Annotated in this window: 25 protein-coding genes; 7 read left to right on the plus strand and 18 right to left on the minus strand. The window is 33.9% G+C overall.

Translation table 11 applies throughout. The features are described from left to right. Positions 1–87: 87 nt before the first annotated feature. Genes IWX80_RS02910 through mraZ form a run of 5 tightly spaced genes read right to left on the minus strand, consistent with a single transcriptional unit; the run spans position 88 to position 5259 of the window. Positions 88–1551 carry a UDP-N-acetylmuramoyl-L-alanyl-D-glutamate--2,6-diaminopimelate ligase gene (locus tag IWX80_RS02910; protein ID WP_196852090.1) on the minus strand — a complete coding sequence of 488 codons (1464 nt, stop codon included), beginning with the start codon at positions 1549–1551 and terminating at the stop codon, positions 88–90. Then, on the minus strand, positions 1548–3551 hold the full coding sequence (locus IWX80_RS02915; protein WP_196852091.1) for a penicillin-binding protein: 2004 nt from the start codon (positions 3549–3551) through the stop codon (positions 1548–1550). The genes IWX80_RS02910 and IWX80_RS02915 overlap by 4 nt, the downstream gene beginning before the upstream one ends. Beyond that, a complete protein-coding gene (locus tag IWX80_RS02920) occupies positions 3542–3889 on the minus strand; it encodes an FtsL-like putative cell division protein (protein WP_113634797.1) in 348 nt (115 codons plus the stop codon). The genes IWX80_RS02915 and IWX80_RS02920 overlap by 10 nt, the downstream gene beginning before the upstream one ends. 13 nt (positions 3890–3902) lie before the next feature. Beyond that, a complete protein-coding gene (gene rsmH, locus IWX80_RS02925; RefSeq protein WP_196852092.1) occupies positions 3903–4811 on the minus strand; it encodes a 16S rRNA (cytosine(1402)-N(4))-methyltransferase RsmH in 909 nt (302 codons plus the stop codon). Next, positions 4786–5259, minus strand: a complete 474-nt coding sequence (gene mraZ / locus IWX80_RS02930; RefSeq protein ID WP_196852093.1) for a division/cell wall cluster transcriptional repressor MraZ — start codon at positions 5257–5259, stop codon at positions 4786–4788. The genes rsmH and mraZ overlap by 26 nt, the downstream gene beginning before the upstream one ends. A gap of 379 nt (positions 5260–5638) precedes the next feature. On the opposite strand from mraZ, the gene IWX80_RS02935 reads away from it, so the two are divergent. Then, the gene (locus IWX80_RS02935; protein WP_113634790.1) at positions 5639–6412 is read left to right on the plus strand and encodes an alpha/beta fold hydrolase; all 774 of its coding nucleotides are present in this window, start codon (positions 5639–5641) and stop codon (positions 6410–6412) included. A 31-nt stretch (positions 6413–6443) separates the two neighbouring features. Further along, a complete protein-coding gene (gene yihA, locus IWX80_RS02940) occupies positions 6444–7064 on the plus strand; it encodes a ribosome biogenesis GTP-binding protein YihA/YsxC (RefSeq protein ID WP_113634788.1) in 621 nt (206 codons plus the stop codon). Between the two features lie 78 nt (positions 7065–7142). Here the strand turns inward: yihA and gldC are convergent, their stop codons facing one another. Next, complete coding sequence (gene gldC, locus IWX80_RS02945; RefSeq protein ID WP_091165314.1) at positions 7143–7478, minus strand: gliding motility protein GldC; 336 nt, start codon at positions 7476–7478, stop codon at positions 7143–7145. After that, positions 7478–8434, minus strand: coding sequence for a gliding motility lipoprotein GldB (gene gldB / locus IWX80_RS02950; protein ID WP_196852094.1), 957 nt, complete (start codon positions 8432–8434; stop codon positions 7478–7480). The genes gldC and gldB overlap by 1 nt, the downstream gene beginning before the upstream one ends. Before the next feature lie 100 nt (positions 8435–8534). Here gldB and nadE point away from each other — a divergent pair, with 100 nt between their 5' ends. Both nadE and IWX80_RS02960 read left to right on the plus strand, forming a co-directional pair. Further along, positions 8535–9332, plus strand: coding sequence for an NAD(+) synthase (gene nadE, locus IWX80_RS02955; RefSeq protein ID WP_196852095.1), 798 nt, complete (start codon positions 8535–8537; stop codon positions 9330–9332). Positions 9333–9429: 97 nt separating this feature from the next. After that, positions 9430–10059, plus strand: coding sequence for a LuxR C-terminal-related transcriptional regulator (locus tag IWX80_RS02960; protein WP_196852096.1), 630 nt, complete (start codon positions 9430–9432; stop codon positions 10057–10059). Here IWX80_RS02960 and dnaG read toward each other — a convergent pair. The 6 genes from dnaG to rlmN form a co-directional block, all read right to left on the minus strand. Beyond that, the gene (gene dnaG, locus IWX80_RS02965; protein WP_196852097.1) at positions 10056–12032 is read right to left on the minus strand and encodes a DNA primase; all 1977 of its coding nucleotides are present in this window, start codon (positions 12030–12032) and stop codon (positions 10056–10058) included. The genes IWX80_RS02960 and dnaG overlap by 4 nt on opposite strands. A gap of 133 nt (positions 12033–12165) precedes the next feature. Next, positions 12166–13758 (minus strand): hypothetical protein, encoded by a 1593-nt coding sequence (locus tag IWX80_RS02970; protein ID WP_196852098.1) that lies wholly within the window; start codon positions 13756–13758, stop codon positions 12166–12168. A 34-nt stretch (positions 13759–13792) separates the two neighbouring features. Next, positions 13793–14512: a hypothetical protein gene (locus IWX80_RS02975; protein ID WP_196852099.1), complete on the minus strand. Its 720-nt coding sequence runs from the start codon at positions 14510–14512 to the stop codon at positions 13793–13795. Then, complete coding sequence (locus IWX80_RS02980) at positions 14499–15059, minus strand: RNA polymerase sigma factor (protein ID WP_196852100.1); 561 nt, start codon at positions 15057–15059, stop codon at positions 14499–14501. Before IWX80_RS02980 ends, IWX80_RS02975 begins: the two co-directional genes overlap by 14 nt. Before the next feature lie 147 nt (positions 15060–15206). Further along, the gene (locus IWX80_RS02985) at positions 15207–16184 is read right to left on the minus strand and encodes a polyprenyl synthetase family protein (protein WP_196852101.1); all 978 of its coding nucleotides are present in this window, start codon (positions 16182–16184) and stop codon (positions 15207–15209) included. Positions 16185–16263: 79 nt separating this feature from the next. After that, entirely contained in the window at positions 16264–17307 is a 1044-nt protein-coding gene (gene rlmN, locus IWX80_RS02990; protein ID WP_196852102.1) for a 23S rRNA (adenine(2503)-C(2))-methyltransferase RlmN, read from the minus strand. A 199-nt stretch (positions 17308–17506) separates the two neighbouring features. Between rlmN and IWX80_RS02995 the strand changes: the two genes are divergently transcribed. Genes IWX80_RS02995 through IWX80_RS03005 form a run of 3 tightly spaced genes read left to right on the plus strand, consistent with a single transcriptional unit; the run spans position 17507 to position 18691 of the window. Continuing rightward, the gene (locus IWX80_RS02995) at positions 17507–17758 is read left to right on the plus strand and encodes a hypothetical protein (protein ID WP_196852103.1); all 252 of its coding nucleotides are present in this window, start codon (positions 17507–17509) and stop codon (positions 17756–17758) included. Further along, entirely contained in the window at positions 17751–18050 is a 300-nt protein-coding gene (locus tag IWX80_RS03000) for a type II toxin-antitoxin system RelE/ParE family toxin (RefSeq protein ID WP_196852104.1), read from the plus strand. Before IWX80_RS02995 ends, IWX80_RS03000 begins: the two co-directional genes overlap by 8 nt. After that, on the plus strand, positions 18050–18691 hold the full coding sequence (locus IWX80_RS03005) for an O-methyltransferase (protein WP_196852105.1): 642 nt from the start codon (positions 18050–18052) through the stop codon (positions 18689–18691). The genes IWX80_RS03000 and IWX80_RS03005 overlap by 1 nt, the downstream gene beginning before the upstream one ends. A gap of 96 nt (positions 18692–18787) precedes the next feature. Here IWX80_RS03005 and IWX80_RS03010 read toward each other — a convergent pair whose 3' ends face one another. From IWX80_RS03010 to IWX80_RS03030, 5 genes are all read right to left on the minus strand, one after another. Continuing rightward, positions 18788–19363, minus strand: coding sequence for a phosphatase PAP2 family protein (locus tag IWX80_RS03010; protein WP_196852106.1), 576 nt, complete (start codon positions 19361–19363; stop codon positions 18788–18790). Beyond that, positions 19363–19764 (minus strand): twin-arginine translocase TatA/TatE family subunit, encoded by a 402-nt coding sequence (locus tag IWX80_RS03015; protein WP_196852107.1) that lies wholly within the window; start codon positions 19762–19764, stop codon positions 19363–19365. The genes IWX80_RS03010 and IWX80_RS03015 overlap by 1 nt, the downstream gene beginning before the upstream one ends. Positions 19765–19875: 111 nt before the next feature. Continuing rightward, the gene (locus tag IWX80_RS03020; protein ID WP_196852108.1) at positions 19876–22119 is read right to left on the minus strand and encodes a M1 family metallopeptidase; all 2244 of its coding nucleotides are present in this window, start codon (positions 22117–22119) and stop codon (positions 19876–19878) included. Between the two features lie 65 nt (positions 22120–22184). Continuing rightward, a complete protein-coding gene (locus IWX80_RS03025) occupies positions 22185–22688 on the minus strand; it encodes a DUF6702 family protein (RefSeq protein ID WP_196852109.1) in 504 nt (167 codons plus the stop codon). Next, complete coding sequence (locus tag IWX80_RS03030) at positions 22685–23440, minus strand: hypothetical protein (RefSeq protein ID WP_334682206.1); 756 nt, start codon at positions 23438–23440, stop codon at positions 22685–22687. The genes IWX80_RS03025 and IWX80_RS03030 overlap by 4 nt, the downstream gene beginning before the upstream one ends. Position 23441: the final 1 nt, after the last annotated feature.

Consider the following 23441-nt stretch of genomic DNA (forward strand, 5'->3'; position numbering starts at 1 on the left):
ATTTGGTTAATCGTTGATTCCTTATTCGTTAATTCCTAATCACATCTTTATTTGCGCAAACAAATAATTCAAACTTCCGACTAACTCTTATTTTCCTAATTGAGCTAATATCTCTTTAACTATTTTCATGTCGTCAAAATCATGACGAACCCCATTAATCTCCTGATAAGTTTCGTGTCCTTTGCCTGCAATTAAAATAATGTCATTAGGCTGAGCCAATTGACAAGCCGTTTTAATCGCTTGTTTTCTATCCGTTATGGTCAAAACTTTTTTATAATTCTGCGGGGCAATTCCTTGTTCCATTTCAGTAATAATTACCTCAGGATCTTCATTCCTAGGATTATCAGAAGTGAATATCGATTTATCACTTAAATCAGATGCAATCCCCGCCATAATTGGACGCTTGGTCTTGTCTCTATTTCCTCCGCAACCTACAACCGTAATTAGTTGTTCGTTTTTGGTCCGAATATCATTGATGGTTTTCAATACGTTTTCTAAAGCATCCGGCGTATGCGCATAATCCACAATTGCCGTAATATTTGAATCCGAAACAATAAATTGAAAACGTCCCGAAACACTTTCTAAATCTGACAATAATCGAAGTACTTCCAGACTTTCCATTCCTAACTCAACCGCAGTTCCATAAATTGCTAATAAATTATAGGCATTGAATGTTCCTATTAGCTTAACCCAAACTTCATTTCCGTTTATTTTCAACAACAAACCTGATAACTGATTTTCCAAAATTTGAGCCTTGTAATCGGCATACGATTTTAACGCATAAGTCAATTTTTTTGCAGCAGTATTCTGCAACATCACGGGCCCATTTTTATCATCAATATTGGATAAGGCGAATGCTGTTTTTGGTAAATTATCAAAGAATGATTTTTTCACATCTCTGTATTCTGCAAAAGTTGGATGATAATCCAAATGATCATGAGATAAATTTGTAAAAATACCACCAACAAAATGCAATGCTTCCGTTCTTTTTTGATGAATTCCATGCGAACTCACTTCCATGAAACAGTATTCAACCTCGTTTTCAACCATCTCTTTTAGAAAATGATTTATCGTAATTGAATCCGGTGTTGTGTGAGTGGCTTTATATTCTACTTCGTCGACCATTATTTTAACGGTAGATAGTAATCCAACTTTAAATCCTGCTTTTTTAAACAATTGATACAATAAAGAAGCAATCGTAGTTTTACCATTTGTACCTGTAATGCCAACTAATTTCAAGCTCTGAGAAGGATCACCAAAATAATTCGCAGCCATAAATGCTAGGGCCGAATTGGTATCTTTTACCTGAACATAGGTAATTCCTTTAGCGATGTTTTCTGGAAATGTGTCGCATATAACTGCAACTGCACCTTGCAGAATCGCTTTTTCTATAAAATCATGACCATCAGAAATGGAACCACGAATGGCTACAAAAACATCATTAACCTCGATTTTTCTAGAATCGAAATCCATTTTGTTGATAGTAATATCCGTCGAACCTTTTACTGCTTCGATAGCTACTTTGTACAATATGTCTTTTAGTATACTCATGATAATTCTAATAGTATCGTTGTGTTTTTTACTAAATTCTGACCTGCTTCTAGAGATTGTTTTTTAACTTTTCCAACTCCTATTACTTTCACTTTCATACCCAAATTCCCTAATAAAGCAACAGCATCCATCCCTGACATTCCTTTTAAATTTGGAATTATTTGCTGTTTCTTTTGCGATTTAACAAAATAGGAATCATAATTATTTTCTTGTTTTGGTATTTTTCTGTCTAAGTTTTTAATCTCATTTGTTGATGGCGCATCAGTAAAAATCTTTTGTGCAATGCGCTTGAAAACAGGCCCTGCCACATCTGCACCATAATAATTATTCAGCGCTGTACTTGGTTTATGTACGACAACTATACAAGAATATTTAGGTTCATCAGCAGGAAAGTACCCCACAAAAGAAGAGGCATAATATTTTCCAACTCCACCAGCCTTTCCGTAATTCACCGCCGCTGTTCCTGTTTTCCCTGCCATCGAAAAATCCTTAGAATATAATTTCGAAGCCGTTCCTTTTTTTACAACATTTGCTAAAACTGCTTTTAACTTTGAAATAGTTTGTGGGGAACAAATTCTTGGATTCAAAACTTCTTTCTCATATTTTTTGATTGTCCTGTTCCATTCTTTAATTTCAGAAACAAACTGAGGCTTTACCATTTCACCATCATTGGCAACCGCATTATAAAAAGCTAATGTTTGCATTGGAGTGATAGAAACACCATATCCAAAAGCCATCCATGGAAGCGAAATATTCGACCAATGTTTATCCCCTGGCTGCGGAATATAAGGTCTTCCTTCTCCTTTGATAGAAAGTCCCAATGGTTTGTTCAATCCAAAATTATTAAGATGATTTACAAATCTTGAAGGCTCATCTTTATATGCATTATAAACCGCCTGAACCAAAACAGTATTTGACGAAAGTTCAAAACCTCTTCCTAATGAAATTTTCCCATAACCACCTTCATGAGAGTCGCGTACTTTTTTTCCGGAATAAACGACAACACCACCTTTACTGTCATAAACAGTACTGGTATCCGCTTTTTTGTCTTCAAAAAGCGCCATTAAATCAGCTAATTTATAGGTAGAACCTGGCTCGTGCGATTCAGCTACTGCATAATTTGTGGTCTCATAATAGGTTCCGTCTTTCGCTCTTCCCAGATTTGAAATTGCTTTTACATGACCCGTTTTTGTTTCCATAACCACCACACAACCGTGATCCGCTTGATACAATTCCAACTGTTTTAGCAATGCGTGATGCGCTATATCCTGAACATAAACATCTATTGTAGATATTACATCATACCCATCTTGAGGATCGACTTCATTAATATCCCTTATTGGTTTCCACTGTCCTTTTGCAATTTTTTGTTTTAAAATCTTACCGTCTTTCCCATTTAGATATTTCCTGAAAGCCCACTCGATTCCTTTTCCATCCAGTGATTCCCCATTAGAAGTTCGCTCATAACCAACGGTACGTTCTGCAATTTTGCCTATCGGATGTTCTCTAACGGTTTCTTGTTCAATTATAATTCCTCCTTTATAAGCACCCAAATTAAATAATGGAAATCCTTTTATTTTAAAATATTGTGTGTAACTCAAATTTCGGGCTATCAAATAATATCTGTTTTTGTTTGCTCTGGCTTTTCGAAGTTCATTTTCAAAAAAGCTGGCAGGCTTCCCTAAAACTGTCGCTAATGAATCTGACAGAGACTTCACGTTTTTTTCAAAAGATTCAACTTTTGGCGCTAAAGCATCAAAACGTATTTCATAGTTCGGAATTGATGTAGCCAAAAGACTTCCGTCAGCAGAATAAATATTCCCTTTATTAGCAGGAATTACAAAATTTCTAACCGTTCTTTCTTTAGCTAACTTCCTGTAATAATCACCTTCAACCCACTGAATATTTGTCAATTTTACAGCAATTGCTATGGCCATCAAAAAAATGACAAAAGCTACCAGATAAATTCTGTAGGATATGTATTTATCTTCTACTGCCATATTTTTTCTAAAAAGTTTTTCTCTTTTTCTTTTTTAACTTTAATTTTAATTGGAGGAACTGTTGACGGAAAAATTTCTTTCTCAATCATTTTCTCAGAAACCGTCGACTCCATTTTCAATTTCATCAACTCGGAACGTCTGTCTACAAACTCAGAACGCAATTCTTTCACTTTATTTGTTAGTTCAGCAATCATGAAAACTTTCTGTTCAAATCGCTGAGTATTTGCAATCATTATGATAGCCAAAAGAATTATAAAAACGATGAAACGCCAGTTTTTCACAGCATCATCATTAATAAGAAATCTTGCTTTTAATAGGCTGTAAACTCCGTTTTTCATTTTTTATGACTACTTATCTTTTCTCAGCTATTCTTAATTTGGCACTTCTGGCTCTATTATTTTCCTTTATTTCGGCAGCGTCCGGAACAATCAATTTTCCAACGGTTTTGAATGGAACCGAAAAATTCCCAAAAAAATCACGTTCAGGTTCGCCCTCGAACATTCCATTTTTCACAAACCTCTTTACTAATCTATCTTCTAGTGAATGGTAGGATATAACACTTAATCTTCCTCCTGGATTCAAAATTTCTAAGGATTGCTCCAAGAACTCTTTCAAAACGTCCATTTCCTGATTTACTTCAATTCGGATTGCCTGATAGATTTGTGCCAATATTTTATTTCTGACCCTTTCCGGTAGGAATCTTGCCAAAACTTCTTTTAGCTCATCAGTCGTTTTGATTGGCTTTAGCTCTCTGGCTTCGATAATTGTTCTTGCCAAAACTGGTGCATTTTTCAATTCTCCATAATCCAAAAACACCCTTTTCAAATTCGCCTCATCGTATTCATTTACAACTCGATACGCATTCAAATCATTTTTCTGACTCATTCGCATATCCAAACCAGCATCAAAACGAGTAGAAAAACCTCTTTCCGGAACATCAAATTGATGTGAAGACACACCTAAATCAGCTAAAATTCCATCCACACTTTTCACTCCGTAAAAACGTAAAAAACGTTTTATAAATCTGAAATTTTCGTTTATCAGCGTAAATCTTTCGTCCGGCAAAGCATTCGCTAAAGCATCTTCATCTTGATCAAAAGCAAACAGTTTTCCGTTAGGACCAAGTCTTTTCAAAATCTCTTTTGAATGACCGCCTCCACCAAAAGTTACATCTACATAAATGCCGTCAGGCTTAATATTTAAACCATCTACTGATGCGTGAAGCAAAACCGGATTATGATATTCCATTGTCGTCGTCATTTAAATTCCCCATTACTTCTTCGGCTAAATCTGCAAAATCCATGTCTTCGCCGCTTATTGATTTTTCGTATAAATCTTTGTCCCAAATCTCAACAATATTCACCGCTGAAGAGAACACCACTTCTTTTGAAATACTAGCGAAACCCACTAAATCTTTCGGGACTAATAATCGTCCTAAAGCATCAATTTCAACTACTTTGACACCAGCCGTAAAGCGACGGATAAAGTCATTGTTTTTCTTAACAAATCGATTTAGTTTATTGATTTTTTGCATCATCAAATCCCATTCTTTCATTGGATATAATTCCAGACAAGGCTGAAAAACGGAACGCTTCAAAACGAATCCGTCTTGAAGTGAAGCTGCCAACTGCTTTTTTAAGGGCGCTGGCATAAGCAGCCTTCCTTTAGCATCGACTTTACACTCATATGTTCCGACAATTGTATCCAAGAAAAAAATATTAAATGATGTAGAGCAAAAATATAAAAAATATTACCACAATTTACCACTATATACCACTTTGTTAATAAGTTTAACCACTTTTAGACAAAAAGCCTTAATTTATGCACAGTCAGAACATTAGCTGTGTTTTGTTTTATTTGTAAGAAACATAATGTTATAAAAAAAAGGGTTTAAAACACAAGGAAAAGTGAATATTAAATAGTAAGAATAAAAGTGAAAAAATCAGAAAAAGCACCTTTATTTTTTTAAAAAATTACACTTTTTTTTAAGCAATGCGGATAATTTTACAATTAAAAATTGTTGTAAAAATTCATTTTTATTTATTAAATCCTATATTTGTCAAAATTGAAATCCGGATTCAAAAAAAATGGAAAAACACTATAAAAAAGAAGGTAGATACAGCTATTATGAGGCTGGCGAAGGAACTCCAATTGTCATCTTGCACGGACTTATGGGAGGACTTAGCAACTTTGACGCTGTTGCTAGTTACTTTTCTACAAGAGGATATAAAATAATCATTCCAGACTTACCTATATATACTCAGAATATTTTAAAAACGAATGTAAAAAGTTTTGCAAAATATGTTAAGGATTTTATCACATTCAAAGGTTTAGAACGCGTTATACTTTTAGGAAATTCATTAGGCGGGCACATTGCTTTATACCACACTAAAATGTATCCTGAAAAAGTTGCAGGCCTTGTTATCACAGGTAGTTCAGGACTTTATGAAAGTGCCATGGGTGACAGTTACCCCAAAAGAGGCGATTATGAGTACATCAAGAAAAAAGCCGAAGATGTATTTTATGACCCGAAAGTCGCCACCAAAGAACTTATTGATGAAGTATACGAGTCCGTAAATGACCGAATAAAATTAATAAAAACACTGACAATTGCAAAAAGCGCGATTCGTCATAATATGGCAAAAGATTTGCCAAAAATGCATGTTCAAACCTGCATCATTTGGGGAAAAAATGACAAAGTCACTCCTCCAGATGTAGCAGAAGAATTCCATAAATTATTACCTAATTCTACATTATATTGGATTGACAAATGTGGCCATGCCGCCATGATGGAACATCCGGATGAGTTTAACCGTTTGTTAGAAGAGTGGTTAACACAAACTCATTTAGCCGTACATTAAACCTAAAAGTAGAATTTTACACCTCGAGAAAATGAAAATTAATACCGCCGAATTTGTTATCAGCAACTCTGATGTAAGCAAATGTCCAAAAGACTTTTTGCCGGAATATGCTTTTATAGGCAGATCAAATGTTGGGAAATCTTCCTTGATAAACATGCTGACCAATCATAAAAAGTTAGCTAAAACTTCCGGAAGACCAGGAAAAACACAATTGATAAATCATTTTCTGATTAACAATAATTGGTTCTTAGTCGATTTACCAGGATATGGATATGCTAAAGTTTCCAAAAAAACGAAATCTATTTTTCAGGAATTTATTACTGATTATTTCGAAACTAGAGAACAATTGGTCTGTGCATTTGTTTTGATTGACATTCGTCATGAAGCACAAACCATAGATATCGAGTTCATGTCCTACATGGGCGAAAGTGAGATTCCTTTTTGCATCGTTTTCACTAAAGCAGATAAGATAAGTAAAGTAAAAATCGATTCGCATATTGCTGCTTACAAAAAGAAAATGTTCGCCAACAATTGGGCCGAAATGCCTCATTATTTTGTAACATCAGCAACAGAATCAACTGGGAAAGAAGAATTACTTTCTTATATAGATGAAGTAAATCAAGAAGTTTTTAAGAATAACAGCCAGTTTTAAAAACTCCTTATTGAAACATAAAAAATCCCAAAACTTAAGTTTTTAAGTTTTGAGATTTTTTTTATAAAGAAATCTACTCTATTTTGTTAACTCTAATTTCTCCGCAAAATAATCACAGAAATCTTTCATGGTATCAGCCATTTTCTCATCATCGGTTGCGCGTTTGAATGTTTCGGACATTGCCACTAAAGTTTGGTGAAAGAAAATTTTCATTTCATCAACCGGCATATCTTTCGTCCATAAATCAATTCGCATACTTTCTTTTGCCTTGCTGTCCCAAATAGACAACATAATTGCTTTTGCCTCTTCCTGTTCTACTCCGCCGTCTTTAGCAGACCACATTAATTTTTCTGGAACACGATTTTCATCTAACTCAATTAGAAATTTAATTTCTGATGTATTTTTATTTGACATTACTTTTTGGGTTTGTATTTTGATTTTACAAATATTTCTTTTGCACTTGTTTTCAGTAAATCAGCAATTGGAACTTCATTATTTTTCATGTAGGAACGAACCATTTGCCATCCAATCCAGGCTCCAACTTGCCCCGGGGATTCATTATCAATTTCCAAATAAAATTTAGAAAATGGAGCCGGATTTATAAATCGCGGAATTAACTTTTGGTCATTACTGTAAAGCATTTCTTTTTCAATAAAATAACGCCACATATAACTTTCATTTTCCTGACACCATACTATTTGTTCCGGAGTATATCCCATTTTTTCAGCATCAGTATATTCTGGTAAAAGTAAGTCCTTTAAATACAATTGCTTTCCGTGATAAATCATTTGACTCAGTAAATCTTTCTCTAAAACAGGAGGGATTTTACGAGCGGAAAAACTCGAAACAACATCGGGAGCAATTTGTCTTTGTTCAAAATTTTGTTTTAAATAATTGGGAAACTGATAAAACTTGTGCCCTTTTCCTAAATAAAGTTCCAACGAAACAATTACTAAACTGTCCGCATAAATTGCTTTATTAGTATAATCCATTTCAGAGATTATAGTAATTACTTTTGGCGTTTTTGTTTGCGGAAAATAATATTTAATATGTTTAAAAAGCGTCTCTAATTCTAATTTGACAGGTTCAAAATCAGCATATTTTTTTTGAACTTCCGTGTATAATTCTCTCCACATCGGATCTTGCATTTTATTTAACCAAACGCTATTATCGTTTCCTGCAGGAAAAAAAAACGGGAATTCCTTTTTTACTTTTTCCAAATCCTTTGGAGGCGTTTCAAAAAATATTTTATCAAATCGCTCCACTTTTACTTCCAAAGGAATCGCTGTAACGGCAGTTTCAACTTTAGTTTTCTTATCACAAGAAAAAATAACGAGACAAAAGACTACAAGAAACAGATATTTTTTCATATATATTAATTAAATTTGTTTCCAAAGAATCCTGGGAAACGAATGCATGATGAAATGATTTTGCAAATATACATTCCTGCTTTTTAAAACGTAAACTATTATGACTAAAAAAAGTGCAATCCAAGTTGAAAAAGTAAATACTCAAATTGTAAACTGGTTAAAAACATATGCTGAAAATGCAAAAGTAAATGGATTTGTAATAGGTATTTCCGGCGGAGTAGATTCTGCAGTTACCTCAACATTATGTGCACAAACAGGATTAAAGGTTTTATGCGTTGAAATGCCTATTCATCAAGCTCCAAGTCACGTCACCAGAGGACAAGAACATATTGAACAGCTAAAACAAAGATTCCCTAATGTTTCCAGCACTGAAGCTGATTTGACTGGCGTTTTTGAAACGTTTAAAAAAGCAGTTCCCGATGATTCAGATACAGCAAAAGTTAACCTGGCGCTTGCAAATACAAGAGCACGATTAAGAATGACTACGCTCTATTACTTTGCAGGAATCCATGGTTTACTAGTTGCAGGAACAGGAAATAAAGTAGAAGATTTTGGAGTAGGTTTTTATACAAAATACGGTGACGGCGGAGTAGATTTAAGTCCAATCGCTGATTTGATGAAATCAGAAGTCTATCTATTAGGCAGTTATTTGAAAATTCCGGAGTCTATTTTAAAAGCTTCTCCAACAGATGGATTATTTGGTGACGACAGAACTGATGAAGATCAATTAGGAGCCAGTTATGATGAATTAGAATGGGCGATGCTTGAAAATGAGGCGGGAAAGTCAGCTGAAGACTTTTCAGGACGAGAAAAAATTGTTTTCGAAATTTATAAGCGATTAAACACTATTAATCAACATAAAATGCTAGCAATTCCAGTATGTTTTATCACAAAATGATAAAGAAGTAATATTTTATATTGATTTACAATTAATTACAGAATTTATTTATTAATTTTACATTTCCAATTACAAACAATTCTAAAAATTTAAAATTATGATTAAAGTATGTATAGCCGATAATTATCCTGTTGTGCATTTTGGAGTAAAATCTTACTTTAAAGATAATGCAGACATCTCAATAGTTGCCAATGTCGGCAATTTCTTGATGGTAAGGGATATTCTTCAAACTAAAGACATTGATGTATTAGTATTAGATTTGGAGCTGGAAGGTCTTTCCAGTATTTTTGAGGTCAAAGCGGTCTTGAAAAACTTTCCAAAAACAAAAATTATTATCTTCAGTGGGCTTTCAGAACAAATTTATGCGCCAAATGCCATAAAAGCCGGAGTATCTGGCTTTGTGCATAAATCAGAAAAGTTAGAAACTTTAGGTATTTCGATTATCAAAGTCTACCAAGGCAAGATAATCATGAACGAAACCGTGAAGAAAAACTTAGCCTTGATTGCTAAACAAAGTAAAAGCGAACGTTTATACCGTAAGCTTTCTAACCGTGAGGTAGAAGTTTTACGTTATTTAAGTGGAGGAAAAAAGAATCATGAAATTGCTGAAATTTTAAACCTCAACGAAAAAACGATCAGTACCTACAAATTACGATTACTAACCAAACTGAACGTTACAAATCTGGTAGATTTAGTAGACAAAGCTAAAAAACTGGAGATTGTTTAGTAATATCTAGACATTACTCTTCCTAATTTCTTAGAAAAAGAATGGATTAATATATTGTAATCCATTACCAAAGATAAAGGCTCTGTATTGTCTGAATTCGGTTCAGATGATAGAGAGCTTTTTAATTCTTCGATTATTTTACCCACTAAGTACCAACGCAAAGTCAAAATAGTCTCCGATACTTCTTGGACTATTGTATCATTTTTTGATTTTGGAAAAATATTCTGACCAACCCAGTCGTGCAAAACAACGCGTTCGTCCTCCATCAAAATATCCGTCACCTCTTGCGCAAAGTCAACCTGTAAGTGCATTAAATACTGCTCTAAACTGAAATTTTCGTTATGATGATAGTAATTAATTAAATCATTGAATATATCCCGAAACAAAGGATTTGCTAATTCAACTTCATCTTCTTGTAAACTCAGATAGATTCGTTGGAATACTTTATACTGTTTCTTTTCGGTTACCGTTTCGATTTCCCCTTCCTCGTTAGTTCTCAAAAATGTATCTTCAAATTCTTCCTCTTTGTTTCCGTACAACAAAAGAATCTCAATGATTTTACGTTCCAAACGATATAAAATATCTACTTTTTCAGCATCTATTGGATTTTCATTTTTTACAACTTCGAAAGCCTGTTGTTCCTGTTTTTGTTTTTTACCAACTTCAGAAACATCTTTTTGAACTAATTGCGCTAACGTACTTTGCAAAACCTGCTCCGAAATATCCATAATTCGTGAACATTCCTGAATATAAATTTCGCGCTGAATCCTGTCCGGAATTTTCGAAATACTGACCACCATATCCCGAATCAAATCGGCTTTTTTGATTGGATCATTCTTTGCTTCATTCATCAGAAGCGATGCTTTAAACTGAATAAAATCTTTAGCGTTATCTTCCAGATATGAAACTAAATCATCATGCGATGTTTTTTTAGCAAAACTATCCGGGTCTTCTCCATCAGGAAACGTACAGACTTTTACATTCATTCCTTCTTCAAGAATTAAATCGATTCCTCTAATGGAAGCGCGCAAACCCGCCGCATCACCATCAAAAAGAACGGTAATATTCTTTGTTAATCTATTGACTAATCGGATTTGATCTGGTGTTAGAGCAGTTCCTGAGGAAGAAACAACATTTTCAATACCGGATTGACTGAATTGAATTACATCTGTATATCCTTCAACTAAATAGCAATTATTTAATTTCGCTATTGATTGTTTGGCCTGAAAAATACCATAAAGCACTTTACTTTTATGATAAATTTCACTTTCGGGTGAATTCAGGTATTTAGCCGCTTTTTTATCATTGGTAAGAATACGACCTCCAAAACCCAGCACTCGGCCAGACATACTTTCTATAGGAAACATCACACGACCTTTGAATCTGTCGAATGGTCTGTCATCACGGGGAATTGTGAGTCCTGTACTTTCTAGAAACTCTAATTTATATCCCTTTCCTAAGGCTTCTTTAGTAAAAGCATCCCATGCTTCAGGCGAATATCCTAAACTAAATTTCTTGATAGTCTCATTCGTAAATCCTCTTTCTTTAAAATAAGAATAACCAATTGCTTTTCCCTCTTCAGAGTTTAAAAGTGTATTATGGAAATAGCTTTTTGCAAATTCAGAAACCAAATACATACTTTCCCGAACATCGGTTATGGCTTTTTCTTGATCTGTTTGCTCTGTTTCTTCAATTTCGATATTGTATTTCTTAGCTAAGTATCGAATGGCTTCCGGATACGTAAAATGGGAATGTTCCATTAAAAAAGCAACAGAATTCCCGCCTTTTCCAGAGCTAAAATCTTTCCAAATTCCCTTTGCCGGCGAAACCATAAACGATGGAGAACGCTCTTCAGAAAAGGGACTTAATCCTTTCCAATTACTTCCGGCACGTTTTAATTGGACAAAATCACCAATAACCTCCTCTACTCGGGCAGTTTCGAAAACAGTATCAATAGTGGCTTTTGAAATCAAGTTGGATAAAATATTTAATAGTTGAAAAGTGTGCAAAAATACGCAAATCAAAGTTCATAATTCAATATCTAAAAACAAAAAAAGCACTTCTTTCGAAGTGCTTCTCAAAGTATAAAACTAACTAAAACAATTTCTAATTGAAATCAAAACGCAGTCCTAAAGAAACATTGTTTTGTTTTACTGCATTATCTTTAAATAAAGGATTCAAATCATATTTCAAGTACAAACTAGTGGATTTATATCCTATGTAAGTACTCAATCCATATATAAAACTATCAACATTAAAATCCCCTTTAGTAATCTGTCTAGACTTGTAACCATCAATATCATAATTGATATATTGTTTCGATTTTAGATTTGTACCAACGTACCCTCCTAATCCAAGACGAAAACTGTCATGTGTTTTAAAATAGGTTTTACCATCTCTTTCTTTGGATTTTGTGAAGTCAAATTCTAAATGCATAGGAAATACCAAATTTACATTCTTGAAACGGGAATCATCTTGCGCCACCGCATTCACTTCTAAATTTGTTTGATTTCCATTTACTGCAAAAAACCTATTATCTGTAGCTCGCAAATTATTGTATATTACCGAAAGTCCGTACTTAGCATGCAATAAATTATCGTTTTTGAAAATTCGGGTATTATACGTTACTCCCCATTCATAAAAATGAGAACCCAAATATCTAAAATCAGATTTTTCAACAGAGCCGTCAGTCACTACATTATTCAATCCAGTAGCTAATACCAATTGTGAAGTAGTTCTTTTGGATTGGCGCTCTTCCTTATCTTCCTGACCATTATAAACTTTCATGGAAGTGATATTAATTTCAGTTTGTGAACCAATTGGATTTGGATTATTCCCTAGAATAATAGTTCGGCCTCCGCTTCTATGTTCCTTTTCATCTGCCACTTTTCCATCAACTTTATCTTGTACTAATTGATTTAACTTTGCTTGTTCAACACTCACTTTTGCCTCAATGGCTGCAGCATGAATTTTCGCTTTCTGCATTTTAAGTTCACTTGCTTGCTCCTTAGTAACAACACCTTTTTCTAAGTCCTTGTCAATTAATTCCACAGCTGCTTTTAGGGAATTTTTTTCCTTGTCTGTAATGGCTTTAATTTCATTACTAATAGCTTTGGCTTTGGTTTCAAAGGAAATTACTTTATGGTCTCTTCCTTTATTTTGTCCGGTTTCTTCAAGAGAGTCGTCAACTATTTCTATTGTTAGATCCTTAAACCAAATTTGTCCAGTTTCATTTAATAAAACGCCATACGAAATATCTGTTGCCTCAGTTGGAACATATAAAACCACCTCATATTTAGTCCAATCCTTAGTTCCTTTGATGGGCCTTCTTTGCATGTTATCAAAAGCTAATACAGCTGCAGTATAATAATCTACTCTCATCCACAACCCCGCCCATGATTTTACATCTTCACTTTTTACATAAGCAGTCATCTTGACTGTTTTTCCTAAAAATTCATCCGGTTTTATGGTTTTCATCATAGTACCAAAACCATTCGTTTTGCTTTGAATTGATTTAATTTTGTAAACCGTTTGATTGTTTTTTTCAGCACTTGCAACTGATCCCATTTCATAATTATCTGGCTTTGAACCTCTATAATGCCATTCAGAACTGTTTTTTATGGCATCTACTCCTTGAGCGTTTACCTTACACAGTACAGAAAGCAACATAATTGCTGTAAATAAAATAATTTTTTGCATGATTTTCGTTTTTTGATTGATGATTGATTTTGATTTATTCTTCGTAATTTCTATTAACTAAAACTGTTTTTATAGCATTAAAATTCTTGTTGAATTTATCCAGCGCCGATTCTCTAAATGATTGATTTAGCTCTGTTTCAGCACTAGATAATAAACTATTTGGATTTACAGAAATAGCTTTTCTAGTTTTTTCAATTGTTTTATCAGTAGTTTTAGGTTCAAAATTATTATTCGTAACTTCAGCTAATAATTTTTCTGCTGAAACGTATCTATTGCTGCTTGTTGATTGGTAATTCTTATTTTCAGATACAATAACCACAACTTCATTTCCTCGTGATTGATTGCTGTTTGAAACTTTCTCTTCTTTAGTATTAAGTTTTTTCGACTGTTTGTTCACGTTATTATTTTCAGCGATAACTTTCTTAGTTATTGTTTTTTGAATCTGACTAGGCAGAAAGTCTTTATGCAGTATCTCGGGCTTTTCTAAATTATCTTCATCTGGTTTTTCTTCTAAAACTATTGGAGCAGTCGGATCTATTTTTAAAGTTTCATATCCATTAAAAAAAACAGTGCATACAAGTAGAAAACCTACAAAACTCGCAGCAATGTAAATCCAATTAATATTGCGTTTGCTTTTTGTTTTTTCAGCTGAATCTAACATAGCTTCTAATCGATCCCAAGCTTGTGCAGAAGGCTGAATCATTCTATGCTCCAACTTCTGTTTTATTTCAAGATCTAATTTATTCGGTTCCATACTCGTAATTTTTTAAGGTATTAATATGTGCTTGCAGCATTTTCCTGGCATGTGATAATTGCGATTTTGATGTTCCTTCCTTAATCCCTAACATATCAGCAATTTCATGATGCTTGAATCCTTCGATAGCATATAAATTGAAAACCATTTTGTAACCATCCGGTAAACTGTCTATCAAAAATTGAATGTCGGCTATTGCGAATTGGCTTTCAGTATTATTGAAACTTTCTTCAAAATAGGTTTCATCTTCAATATATTTTAGTTTTTTTTCAACTCGGATAAAAGAAATACATTCATTGACAACGATTCTTCTTATCCAACCTTCGAAACTTCCTTTGTGTTGAAAATTTTTCAGATTCGTAAACACTTTCATAAAAGCAGTAATCATTACATCTTCGGCCTGATGAATGTCTTTTATGTATTGGCGGCAAACGCTTAACATTTTTGGAGAAAACTTAGTATAAATCTGTTGTTGTGCAGGCCGATTATTTTCGACAGCCAACTGGATTAATTCATTTTCCTCTTGATGTAAGTTGATTACTTTCAAAATTTTTATAAAGTGTTTCTATAAGTATAGACGATTTGCAATGCAAAAAGGTTGCATCATAAATAGATTTTTTTTTGATTCTACAATTTAAAACCAAAAAAAGTCAATGAAACCAGTAGTTAACGAGAGAAAATAATTTAAAAAAAGTTATTTTTTTCTTTCAATCACATAATTCACCATCAAAATCAGCGCGTCTTTAAACTCAGAATCCGAATAATTATCTAAAAGCAAAAGGGCTTCTTGCTGGAATTCTATCATTTTTTGTTCTGCATAAAGTAATCCGTTATTGTTTTTTACAAAAGCTATAACTTCTTTGACGCGTTTTTTATCTTTATTATGGTTTTTAATGGAATTGATAAGCCATGTTTTCTCTTTTGAAGTACACGTATTCAAAACATGAATAAGTGGCAAAGTCATTTTTTGTTCTTTGATGTCAATTCCTGTTGGTTTTCCAATAGCTTCATCGGTATAATCGAATAAATCATCTTTTATTTGGAAAGCCATTCCAATGAGTTCTCCGAATTTTCGCATATTTTCAACCTGAACTTCATCTTCGATGACTGATTTTGCGCCAAGAGCACAACAGGCAGCAATAAGTGTCGCTGTCTTTTTTCGGATGATTTCATAATAAACGTCTTCTGTGATGTCGAGTCTTCGGGCTTTTTCAATTTGAAGTAATTCACCTTCGCTCATTTCGCGAACAGCAACAGAAATAATTCGGAGTAAATCAAAATCTCCATTATCTATAGAAAGTAACAATCCTTTGGACAATAAATAATCCCCAACCAAAACAGCAATTTTATTTTTCCAAAGTGCATTCAGAGAGAAAAAACCTCTTCTGCGATTACTGTCATCTACTACATCATCGTGAACTAATGTCGCAGTGTGAATCAGTTCGATAACACACGCACCACGATACGTTCGTTCATTTACAATTCCCGCTGAAACCATTTTGGCAGTCAAAAAAACAAACATAGGACGCATTTGTTTTCCTTTTCTGTTGACGATATAATAAGTGATTCTATTCAACAAAGCCACTTGTGAAGTCATCGATTCGTAGAACTTTTTTTCAAAAAGTTCCATTTCGTCAAAGATGGGCTGTTTTATTTGTGAAGTAATATTCATTAGAATTCAAAGATACAATTTTAGCCTGCAATCTTACAACTGCGGTCATTCTTTTGAATATTTTTCGAAAAGAAAATTCCTAGGCTTCTTTATTGGCAAGTTGTCCACAAGCGGCGTCAATATCTTTTCCGCGGCTACGACGAACTTTCACCACAATTCCGCTAGCTTCAAGTGCCTTAATGTACGCATTAATTGATTCTTCTGAAGCTTGTTGAAATTCTCCATCATCAATAGGATTGTACTCGATAAGATTCACTTTGCAAGGAACGTATTTGCAAAACTTCACCAAAGCATCTATGGAAGCTTTATTATCGTTGATATCTTTCCAAACGACATATTCGTAGGAGATTTTGCTTTTGGTTTTTCTGTACCAATATTCTAATGATTCTTGCAAATCAGCCAAAGGAAAATTAGCACTAAACGGCATAATTCGAGAACGAATTTCATCGATTGCTGAATGTAGCGAAACGGCAAGTTTGAATTTCACGTCATCATCAGCTAATTTCTTAATCATTTTAGGAACTCCAGAAGTTGAAACCATAATACGTTTAGGTGACATTCCTAAACCTTCCGGAGAGGTAATCATCTCGATTGCTTTCAAGACATTGTTGTAATTCATCAAGGGTTCTCCCATTCCCATGAAAACAATATTCGATAACGGATGATTGTAATACAAACGGCTTTCTTTATCAATGGCAATTACCTGATCATAAATTTCAGCCGGTTCTAGATTACGCATTCTTTTTAATCGCGCTGTAGCGCAAAAGTTGCAATCTAAACTACAACCCACTTGACTAGAAACACAAGCTGTAGTTCTTGTATTTGTAGGTATCAAAACCGATTCTACCACCAAACCATCATGCAAACGAACGGCATTTTTCACAGTTCCGTCTTCACTGCGCTGCATCGTATCTACTTTGATGTGGTTGATAACGAAATGCGTTTCCAGCATAGTTCGTGTTCCTTTAGAAACATTAGTCATATCCTCAAAACTATGTGCACCTTTACTCCACAACCATTCGTAAACTTGGTTCCCACGAAAGGCTTTATCGTCATTAGCAACGAAAAAATCACGTAGTTGTTCTTTTGATAAGGCGCGTATGTCTTTTTTCTCGATTTCCATGGTGCAAATTTAATGACAATTTGTTGATTTGTTGATTTGATAATTTGATAACTTTGCTTCCAATTGAAAAAAATTCAAATAATGCATTTCATTTCCCAAGAATTAGGAGATTGAAAATTAAAAAAACCAAAACACCTGACCTTTCACAATAAAGAAACCTATTATATTTTTTTGTAAATTTGTGTATAAATAAGTAAAAATGGGACTTCCAGAATTAAAACATAAAATCCAACTTCAATTAGATTTAGCAGATGAACGAGTACTTCGTATTGTATCCTCTGTATTTGATAATTATTTGAATGAAATTGTTTCTTACGATGCAAAAGGAAATGCCATAACACTCTCTGAATATCACAATAAAGTTGAAGAAGGTTTAGAAGATATTAAATACAATAGAGTAATTTCTCAAGAAAATCTCATTGAAGAAATGAAAACATGGAAAAATGAGTAATCCTGATTATCCAATTTTATGGACTACAAATGCAAAACTTGATTTAAGAGATATTTATCTTTCGCTAGAACAAAACATTTCTCCTCTTGTTGCAACTAAAGTAACCGATGAAATTTTCGGAAGTTTAAATTCAATAATTTTTCCTGATCAATTTCAAATTGATGAATACCGAATTGATTGCAGAAGAATCATTATCCGAAATTACAAAATACTTTACCAATTCCATAACAACACAATCTACGTTGTTAGAATATTCAATACTTTTCAAGACCCACTAAAAAGTTTAAAATAATGCATTTCATTTCCCAAGAATTAGAAGATTACATTGAGCAACATTCTGAAAAAGAACCTGCTTTACTCGCAGCTTTAAACAAGGAAACTTATCAAAAAATTCTGTTGCCGCGAATGTTGAGCGGACATTTCCAAGGTAGGGTTTTGAGTATGTTGTCTAAATTGATTCGACCTGTGAATGTTCTGGAAATTGGTACGTATACGGGTTATTCCGCATTGTGCTTGTGTGAAGGCATGCAGGAAAACGGACAGCTGCACACGATTGACATCAAAGAAGAATTAGTTGATTTTCAAAGAAAACATTTTAACAAATCGCCTTGGGGAGAACAAATTTTCCAGCATTTAGGAGAAGCAATTGACATTATCCCAACACTTGACTTGAAATTTGATTTGGTTTTTATCGATGCCGACAAGGAAAATTACCTCAACTATTTTGAATTGATTGTTCCAAAGATGAATAAAGGCGGAATAATATTGTCCGACAATGTTTTGTGGAGCGGTAAAGTATTAGAACCGCTTAACCCTAAAGATTTGAGCACAAAAATATTGCTGGAATACAATCAGTTACTAGCAATAGATCCAAGAGTAGAAACCGTTTTACTACCTATTCGTGATGGATTGACGGTGAGTAGAGTCTTGTAAATTCAACTATTCCTTTTGAAAACAACTGCCTAGCCCTGATGGAAGCGGCATCCCAAGCTTTTTAGCGTGGATACAGCGGACAGCAGGAAATTGCTCCTAGTACTTTTTAGGTTGCGGAAAATATCTTTCTTGTGCTATTTTATATACTATAAAAACCAGAAAACCAGAAATAAATCCGAACAAATAGCCTGATAAAATGTCTAATGGATAATGCAGTCCCAGATAGATTCTGCTATAAGCAAAGATGAAAGGCCATATAAACAGAAGTCCAAAAAATTTGATTTTATCTTTAAAATTAAAATACAAAAATGTTGCAACTGCCATTGAATTTGCTGCATGTCCCGAGAAAAAACTAAAAGATCTCCTGACTTGGACGATGCGTATAAAAGAATTTATTTCAGGATTATTACAAGGACGTAAACGCTGAAATCCGTTCTTGAAGACATTTGTAGTTTGGTCTGTAAATGTTACCAAGACAGCTACAAACAATAGTAAATATAATGTTTGTTTTGCTCCCAATTTTTTAAAAATAACATATAACAGCAGTAAAAAAAGCGGAATCCAATTGCTTTGTTTCGTAATTAGTAGCCAAAGTCCATCGTAAGTCTTCGATCCTAAACCATTTAAAAACACAAACAATTCCGTATCTAAGGAAAGTAATTTTTCTAACATTACATCTGACGTTTTATTGGTCCTGTAATGTCTTCTATTACTTCTTTAGTAGTTTCAATTGGAGCGGTTGTATCTGCCAACAAGCTGTCTTTGGCTTTATTAATTTCAGAAGTAATGTTGCCTGTTATATCAGTAAATTGAGATGTATCGCCTAACAGATTATCCTTCGCTTTATTGATTTCAGAGGTAATATTCCCCCTAAAATCGGTCAATGTTTTCGCATCGAATCCGTTTGCCTCAGCTCCTTTTTGAATTTCACTTTTAATGTCATTCGTTGCATTTTTCAATTGCGCCATTGCTTTACCCATGGTACGGGCTATTTCAGGAACTTTATCCGAACCAAAAAGCATAAGCACTATAAACATGATAAAAATTAATTCGCCTCCACCTATACCAAACATATTTTTTGTTTTTGATTGTTACAAAGATATCAAATTTTGAATCTTTGACTTTTAATTTTTTCATAAAAAAAAGACTCTTTTCAGAGTCTTTTTTAGAAATTTTATTTTTATTTAGTCAAATTTAGATTTTACTTCTTCTTTAGGCCAAGTGTTATTGGTCACATCAATATCGGCAGTTTCTAATTTTGGATCCACTTGGATTTTTTTGATTGCTTTTTCAGTTGCATATACTTTCTTAGCGGTATCATTGTTTTTTCTCCAAATTTGAGCTGGATACTTGAATGACTCTTTCGAATCATCTTCGTAAGTTAACTCAACGATAAGTGGCATTAACATTCCTCCAGGTTTATTGAACTCTACTTCGTAAAAATATTTTGGAGATTTTAATTTTGTTTTTTCATCTACTGTAAAGTTTTTATTAACATAGTCCGATAATAAATTTACATCCGCAATTGCTAATGCTTTCTTTTCTTTTGCAGATAATTCTTCGCTAGTTCCAGGAACTAAATATACGAAAGGCCCTTTTTCCTGTCCAAAACGTCCTCTTCTTACGGTTGCATCTTTTAGCTCTTTAGTTGCAGTTTCAGAAACGTAATATTGTTTTACTTCCTTCACACCGATATCTACAAAATCAGTAGAGTAAAACCATCCTCTAAAAAACCAGTCTAAATCTACTGCCGAAGCATCTTCCATAGTTCTAAAAAAGTCTTCCGGAGTAGGATGCTTAAATTTCCATCTGTTTGCATATACTTTGAACGCATGGTCAAATAACTCTCTTCCCATGATGGTTTCTCTAAGAATATTTAAACCTGTTGCCGGCTTACCATAAGCGTTTGCACCAAACTGAACTATGGTTTCAGAATTAGACATAATAGGCTCCAAGAATTTTTGATCACCGCTCATGTAAGGAACAATTTTGCTTGCTGGTCCACGACTTGAAGGGAAATTTGTTCCCATTTCCTGCTCAGCCATATATTGCATGAAAGTGTTCAAACCTTCATCCATCCACGACCACTGACGCTCATCAGAGTTTACAATCATAGGAAAGAAATTGTGTCCTACTTCATGCACTACTACCCCAATCATACCATTTTTAGTACGTTCACTGGTCACCCCTTTTTCGTCAGGACGACCGTAATTCCAACAAATCATTGGATATTCCATACCTTGATCTTCCGCAGATACTGAAACCGCTTTTGGATAAGGATAATCAAACGTATGTGCAGAATAACTTCTTAGAGTATGAGCTACAGTTCTTGTAGAAGTCTCTCCCCATAAAGGATTACTTTCTTTTGGATAAACTGAAATTGCCATTACTGTTTTCTCGCTTAATTTAACTGCCATTGCATCATAAATGAATTTTCTTGAAGTGGCAATACCAAAATCCCTTACGTTTTTAGCACTGAATTTCCATGTTTTCTTCTTGTCAGAAAATCCTTTTTCATTTGCTTCTGCTTCCGCTTGTGTTACAATAACAACCGGATTATCGTATGATTTCATAGCTAATTCATATCTTTTCACTTGCTCCGGAGTAAATACTTCGCTTCTGTTCATCAGCTCTCCTGTTGCTTCCATAATGTGATCCGCAGGCACGGTGATATTTACATCAAAATTCCCAAAAGGCAACGTAAATTCTCCTGTTCCCCAGAACTGCATATTCTGCCATCCTTCAACATCATTATAAACCGCCATTCTAGGATAGAATTGAGCAATTACATATAATTTATTTCCGTCTTTTTCGAATAATTCATATCCTGAACGACCACCTTCTGCTCTGTAGTTGTTAATATTATACGCCCATTTGATTGCAAAAGAAAATTTTTCTCCCGGTTTCATTGGCGTTGCCAAATTGATACGCATCATAGTTTGATTGATGGTATAAGACAATGAATTTCCTTTCGCATCTTTAACAAACTCAATATTGAATCCGCGCTCTAATTCTTGTTTCAAAAATTTATTAGCAAAACCTCCCGCTGGAAATACCTGCTCCATTCTCTGGCTTTCCGCCAATGGAGTCTGTGAGTTTTTAGCAGCTTGATTTTGGTCTAACTGCACCCATAAATACTCTAAAGTATCCGGAGAATTATTATAATAGGTAATGGTTTCTGAACCACTTAATCTGGAATTCTTGTCGTCAAGCTCAATATTAATTTTGTAATCCGCTTGTTGTTGGTAGTAAGCCGGGCCTGGAGCTCCCGAAGCCGTACGAAACATGTTAGGCGTAGCTAACAAATCATACATTTGACTAAACTTATTCGTGTCGTACTTTCCGGTTTGTTTAGGTGTGACCGGTGCTGTTTTTTCCTGTGCAAATAACAATGCTGGAAAAAACAATAATAAAGATAATTTTTTCATAGAGTGGAAATCTGGTTATTTCAATGCGTGAAAATAATAATTTTAAGTAGATGTATCTACATTAATTAATATTTTAACATTCCCTTGGATGTGGATTCCGTAAAAAGCAATGTGTTTTTGACTCCAGAAACGTTAAAATGCATGATGTTTTGTTGCTCTGCATTGCCTTCGGTGATTACAGCATTATAGATTTCCAAACTATTTATTTTTTGGATTTCTTTCACGCTGAAGTAACAAATGAGCACATCACCTTCCATCTCTTTGCTCAAAAAAAGTATTGGTTTGGTCTGACCGTTTACTTTGATATAAAATTTTTCGCTGAAGTATTTTTTTAAAAAATTTACATCATTAACAGATTCATTTTCTGCACCTAAATTAATTTTCTTGCTGTATTTTTTTCCAACTGCACTGTTCAAATCATCAACAAATATGCGAGTCGTTATCTGAAGCATTTTCTTTTCAGGAGCGTAATTTACCTGATACAACGCAACATAAAATTTGTGAACACTAAAAGATGTTAACGTTAATAATAGTAACCCAAAAAAAGTAATTAAGATTGTTTTTTTCATTTTTGTAAAGTAGTAATTCTTTTAAATTCTTCGTTCTTGGTAATTAAAAAATCAATTAGTAAAAACTCATCTTCTTCTTTCAAAAGATTTTTTGATTTCGGATCACTTTCACAGTAATCCAGAAAAAGACTAATTTCTTCCGACTTCAATTTCAAGGTATTGGTGAAAAAATAGCGATCCAACCCTTTAGAAACGGTATCAGAAAAATCTGCTTGCGCATTCAATCCTGCTTTTTCATCCGAATCTTTTTTAAATACTTTGGAAACCATTTTAAATATTCTAACAAAATCCATTCCGTTTTCTATGGTTCCGTCCGAAGGCATCGTTCTATTTATAGGCGAAGATTTTGCATCATCCGTAAATTGCATATCTACAATTTTCTGAGTACTGCCGATAGCTGGCTTTATGTCCAATTTACCTTTTACAATTACTTCTTTCAAAAGTGTAGTTTGCGCCTCTAAATCGATTACAAACAACGTTTTTAAAAAATCTTTTTCCTGAAGAACGATTTTTTTGGACTTGAAAGAAGGACTTGAAACCAGCAACGTATCTTTGGCTTTAGCCAAAATATCAAAAAAACCTTGATTGCTGATGAAGGTTCTTGTTTTCGAATTCAAATTAAAAACATAGCCATTGTCTACCAAAGCGATTTCATTTACAAATTGCCCGTGGAGTGACTTTCGGGTTTCATTTTGCCCAAAGGAAAGTTGGCAAAAGAAAAGAAAGCACAATATTTTTATTTTAGTTTTCATC

The sequence above is a fragment of the Flavobacterium sp. CAN_S2 genome (assembly GCF_015752255.1).
Classification (GTDB): Bacteria; Bacteroidota; Bacteroidia; order Flavobacteriales; family Flavobacteriaceae; genus Flavobacterium.

Bases quoted from the DNA above. Each gene is read 5' to 3' on its own strand.
- IWX80_RS02910 (WP_196852090.1), bottom strand. From the start codon at position 1,551: ATGAGTATACTAAAAGACATATTGTACAAAGTAGCTATCGAAGCAGTA.
- IWX80_RS02915 (WP_196852091.1), bottom strand. From the start codon at position 3,551: ATGGCAGTAGAAGATAAATACATATCCTACAGAATTTATCTGGTAGCT.
- IWX80_RS02920 (WP_113634797.1), bottom strand. From the start codon at position 3,889: ATGAAAAACGGAGTTTACAGCCTATTAAAAGCAAGATTTCTTATTAAT.
- rsmH (WP_196852092.1), bottom strand. From the start codon at position 4,811: ATGACGACGACAATGGAATATCATAATCCGGTTTTGCTTCACGCATCA.
- IWX80_RS02935 (WP_113634790.1), top strand. From the start codon at position 5,639: ATGGAAAAACACTATAAAAAAGAAGGTAGATACAGCTATTATGAGGCT.
- yihA (WP_113634788.1), top strand. From the start codon at position 6,444: ATGAAAATTAATACCGCCGAATTTGTTATCAGCAACTCTGATGTAAGC.
- gldC (WP_091165314.1), bottom strand. From the start codon at position 7,478: ATGTCAAATAAAAATACATCAGAAATTAAATTTCTAATTGAGTTAGAT.
- gldB (WP_196852094.1), bottom strand. From the start codon at position 8,434: ATGAAAAAATATCTGTTTCTTGTAGTCTTTTGTCTCGTTATTTTTTCT.
- nadE (WP_196852095.1), top strand. From the start codon at position 8,535: ATGACTAAAAAAAGTGCAATCCAAGTTGAAAAAGTAAATACTCAAATT.
- IWX80_RS02960 (WP_196852096.1), top strand. From the start codon at position 9,430: ATGATTAAAGTATGTATAGCCGATAATTATCCTGTTGTGCATTTTGGA.
- IWX80_RS02970 (WP_196852098.1), bottom strand. From the start codon at position 13,758: ATGCAAAAAATTATTTTATTTACAGCAATTATGTTGCTTTCTGTACTG.
- IWX80_RS02975 (WP_196852099.1), bottom strand. From the start codon at position 14,512: ATGGAACCGAATAAATTAGATCTTGAAATAAAACAGAAGTTGGAGCAT.
- IWX80_RS02985 (WP_196852101.1), bottom strand. From the start codon at position 16,184: ATGAATATTACTTCACAAATAAAACAGCCCATCTTTGACGAAATGGAA.
- rlmN (WP_196852102.1), bottom strand. From the start codon at position 17,307: ATGGAAATCGAGAAAAAAGACATACGCGCCTTATCAAAAGAACAACTA.
- IWX80_RS02995 (WP_196852103.1), top strand. From the start codon at position 17,507: ATGGGACTTCCAGAATTAAAACATAAAATCCAACTTCAATTAGATTTA.
- IWX80_RS03000 (WP_196852104.1), top strand. From the start codon at position 17,751: ATGAGTAATCCTGATTATCCAATTTTATGGACTACAAATGCAAAACTT.
- IWX80_RS03005 (WP_196852105.1), top strand. From the start codon at position 18,050: ATGCATTTCATTTCCCAAGAATTAGAAGATTACATTGAGCAACATTCT.
- IWX80_RS03010 (WP_196852106.1), bottom strand. From the start codon at position 19,363: ATGTTAGAAAAATTACTTTCCTTAGATACGGAATTGTTTGTGTTTTTA.
- IWX80_RS03015 (WP_196852107.1), bottom strand. From the start codon at position 19,764: ATGTTTGGTATAGGTGGAGGCGAATTAATTTTTATCATGTTTATAGTG.
- IWX80_RS03020 (WP_196852108.1), bottom strand. From the start codon at position 22,119: ATGAAAAAATTATCTTTATTATTGTTTTTTCCAGCATTGTTATTTGCA.
- IWX80_RS03025 (WP_196852109.1), bottom strand. From the start codon at position 22,688: ATGAAAAAAACAATCTTAATTACTTTTTTTGGGTTACTATTATTAACG.
- IWX80_RS03030 (WP_334682206.1), bottom strand. From the start codon at position 23,440: ATGAAAACTAAAATAAAAATATTGTGCTTTCTTTTCTTTTGCCAACTT.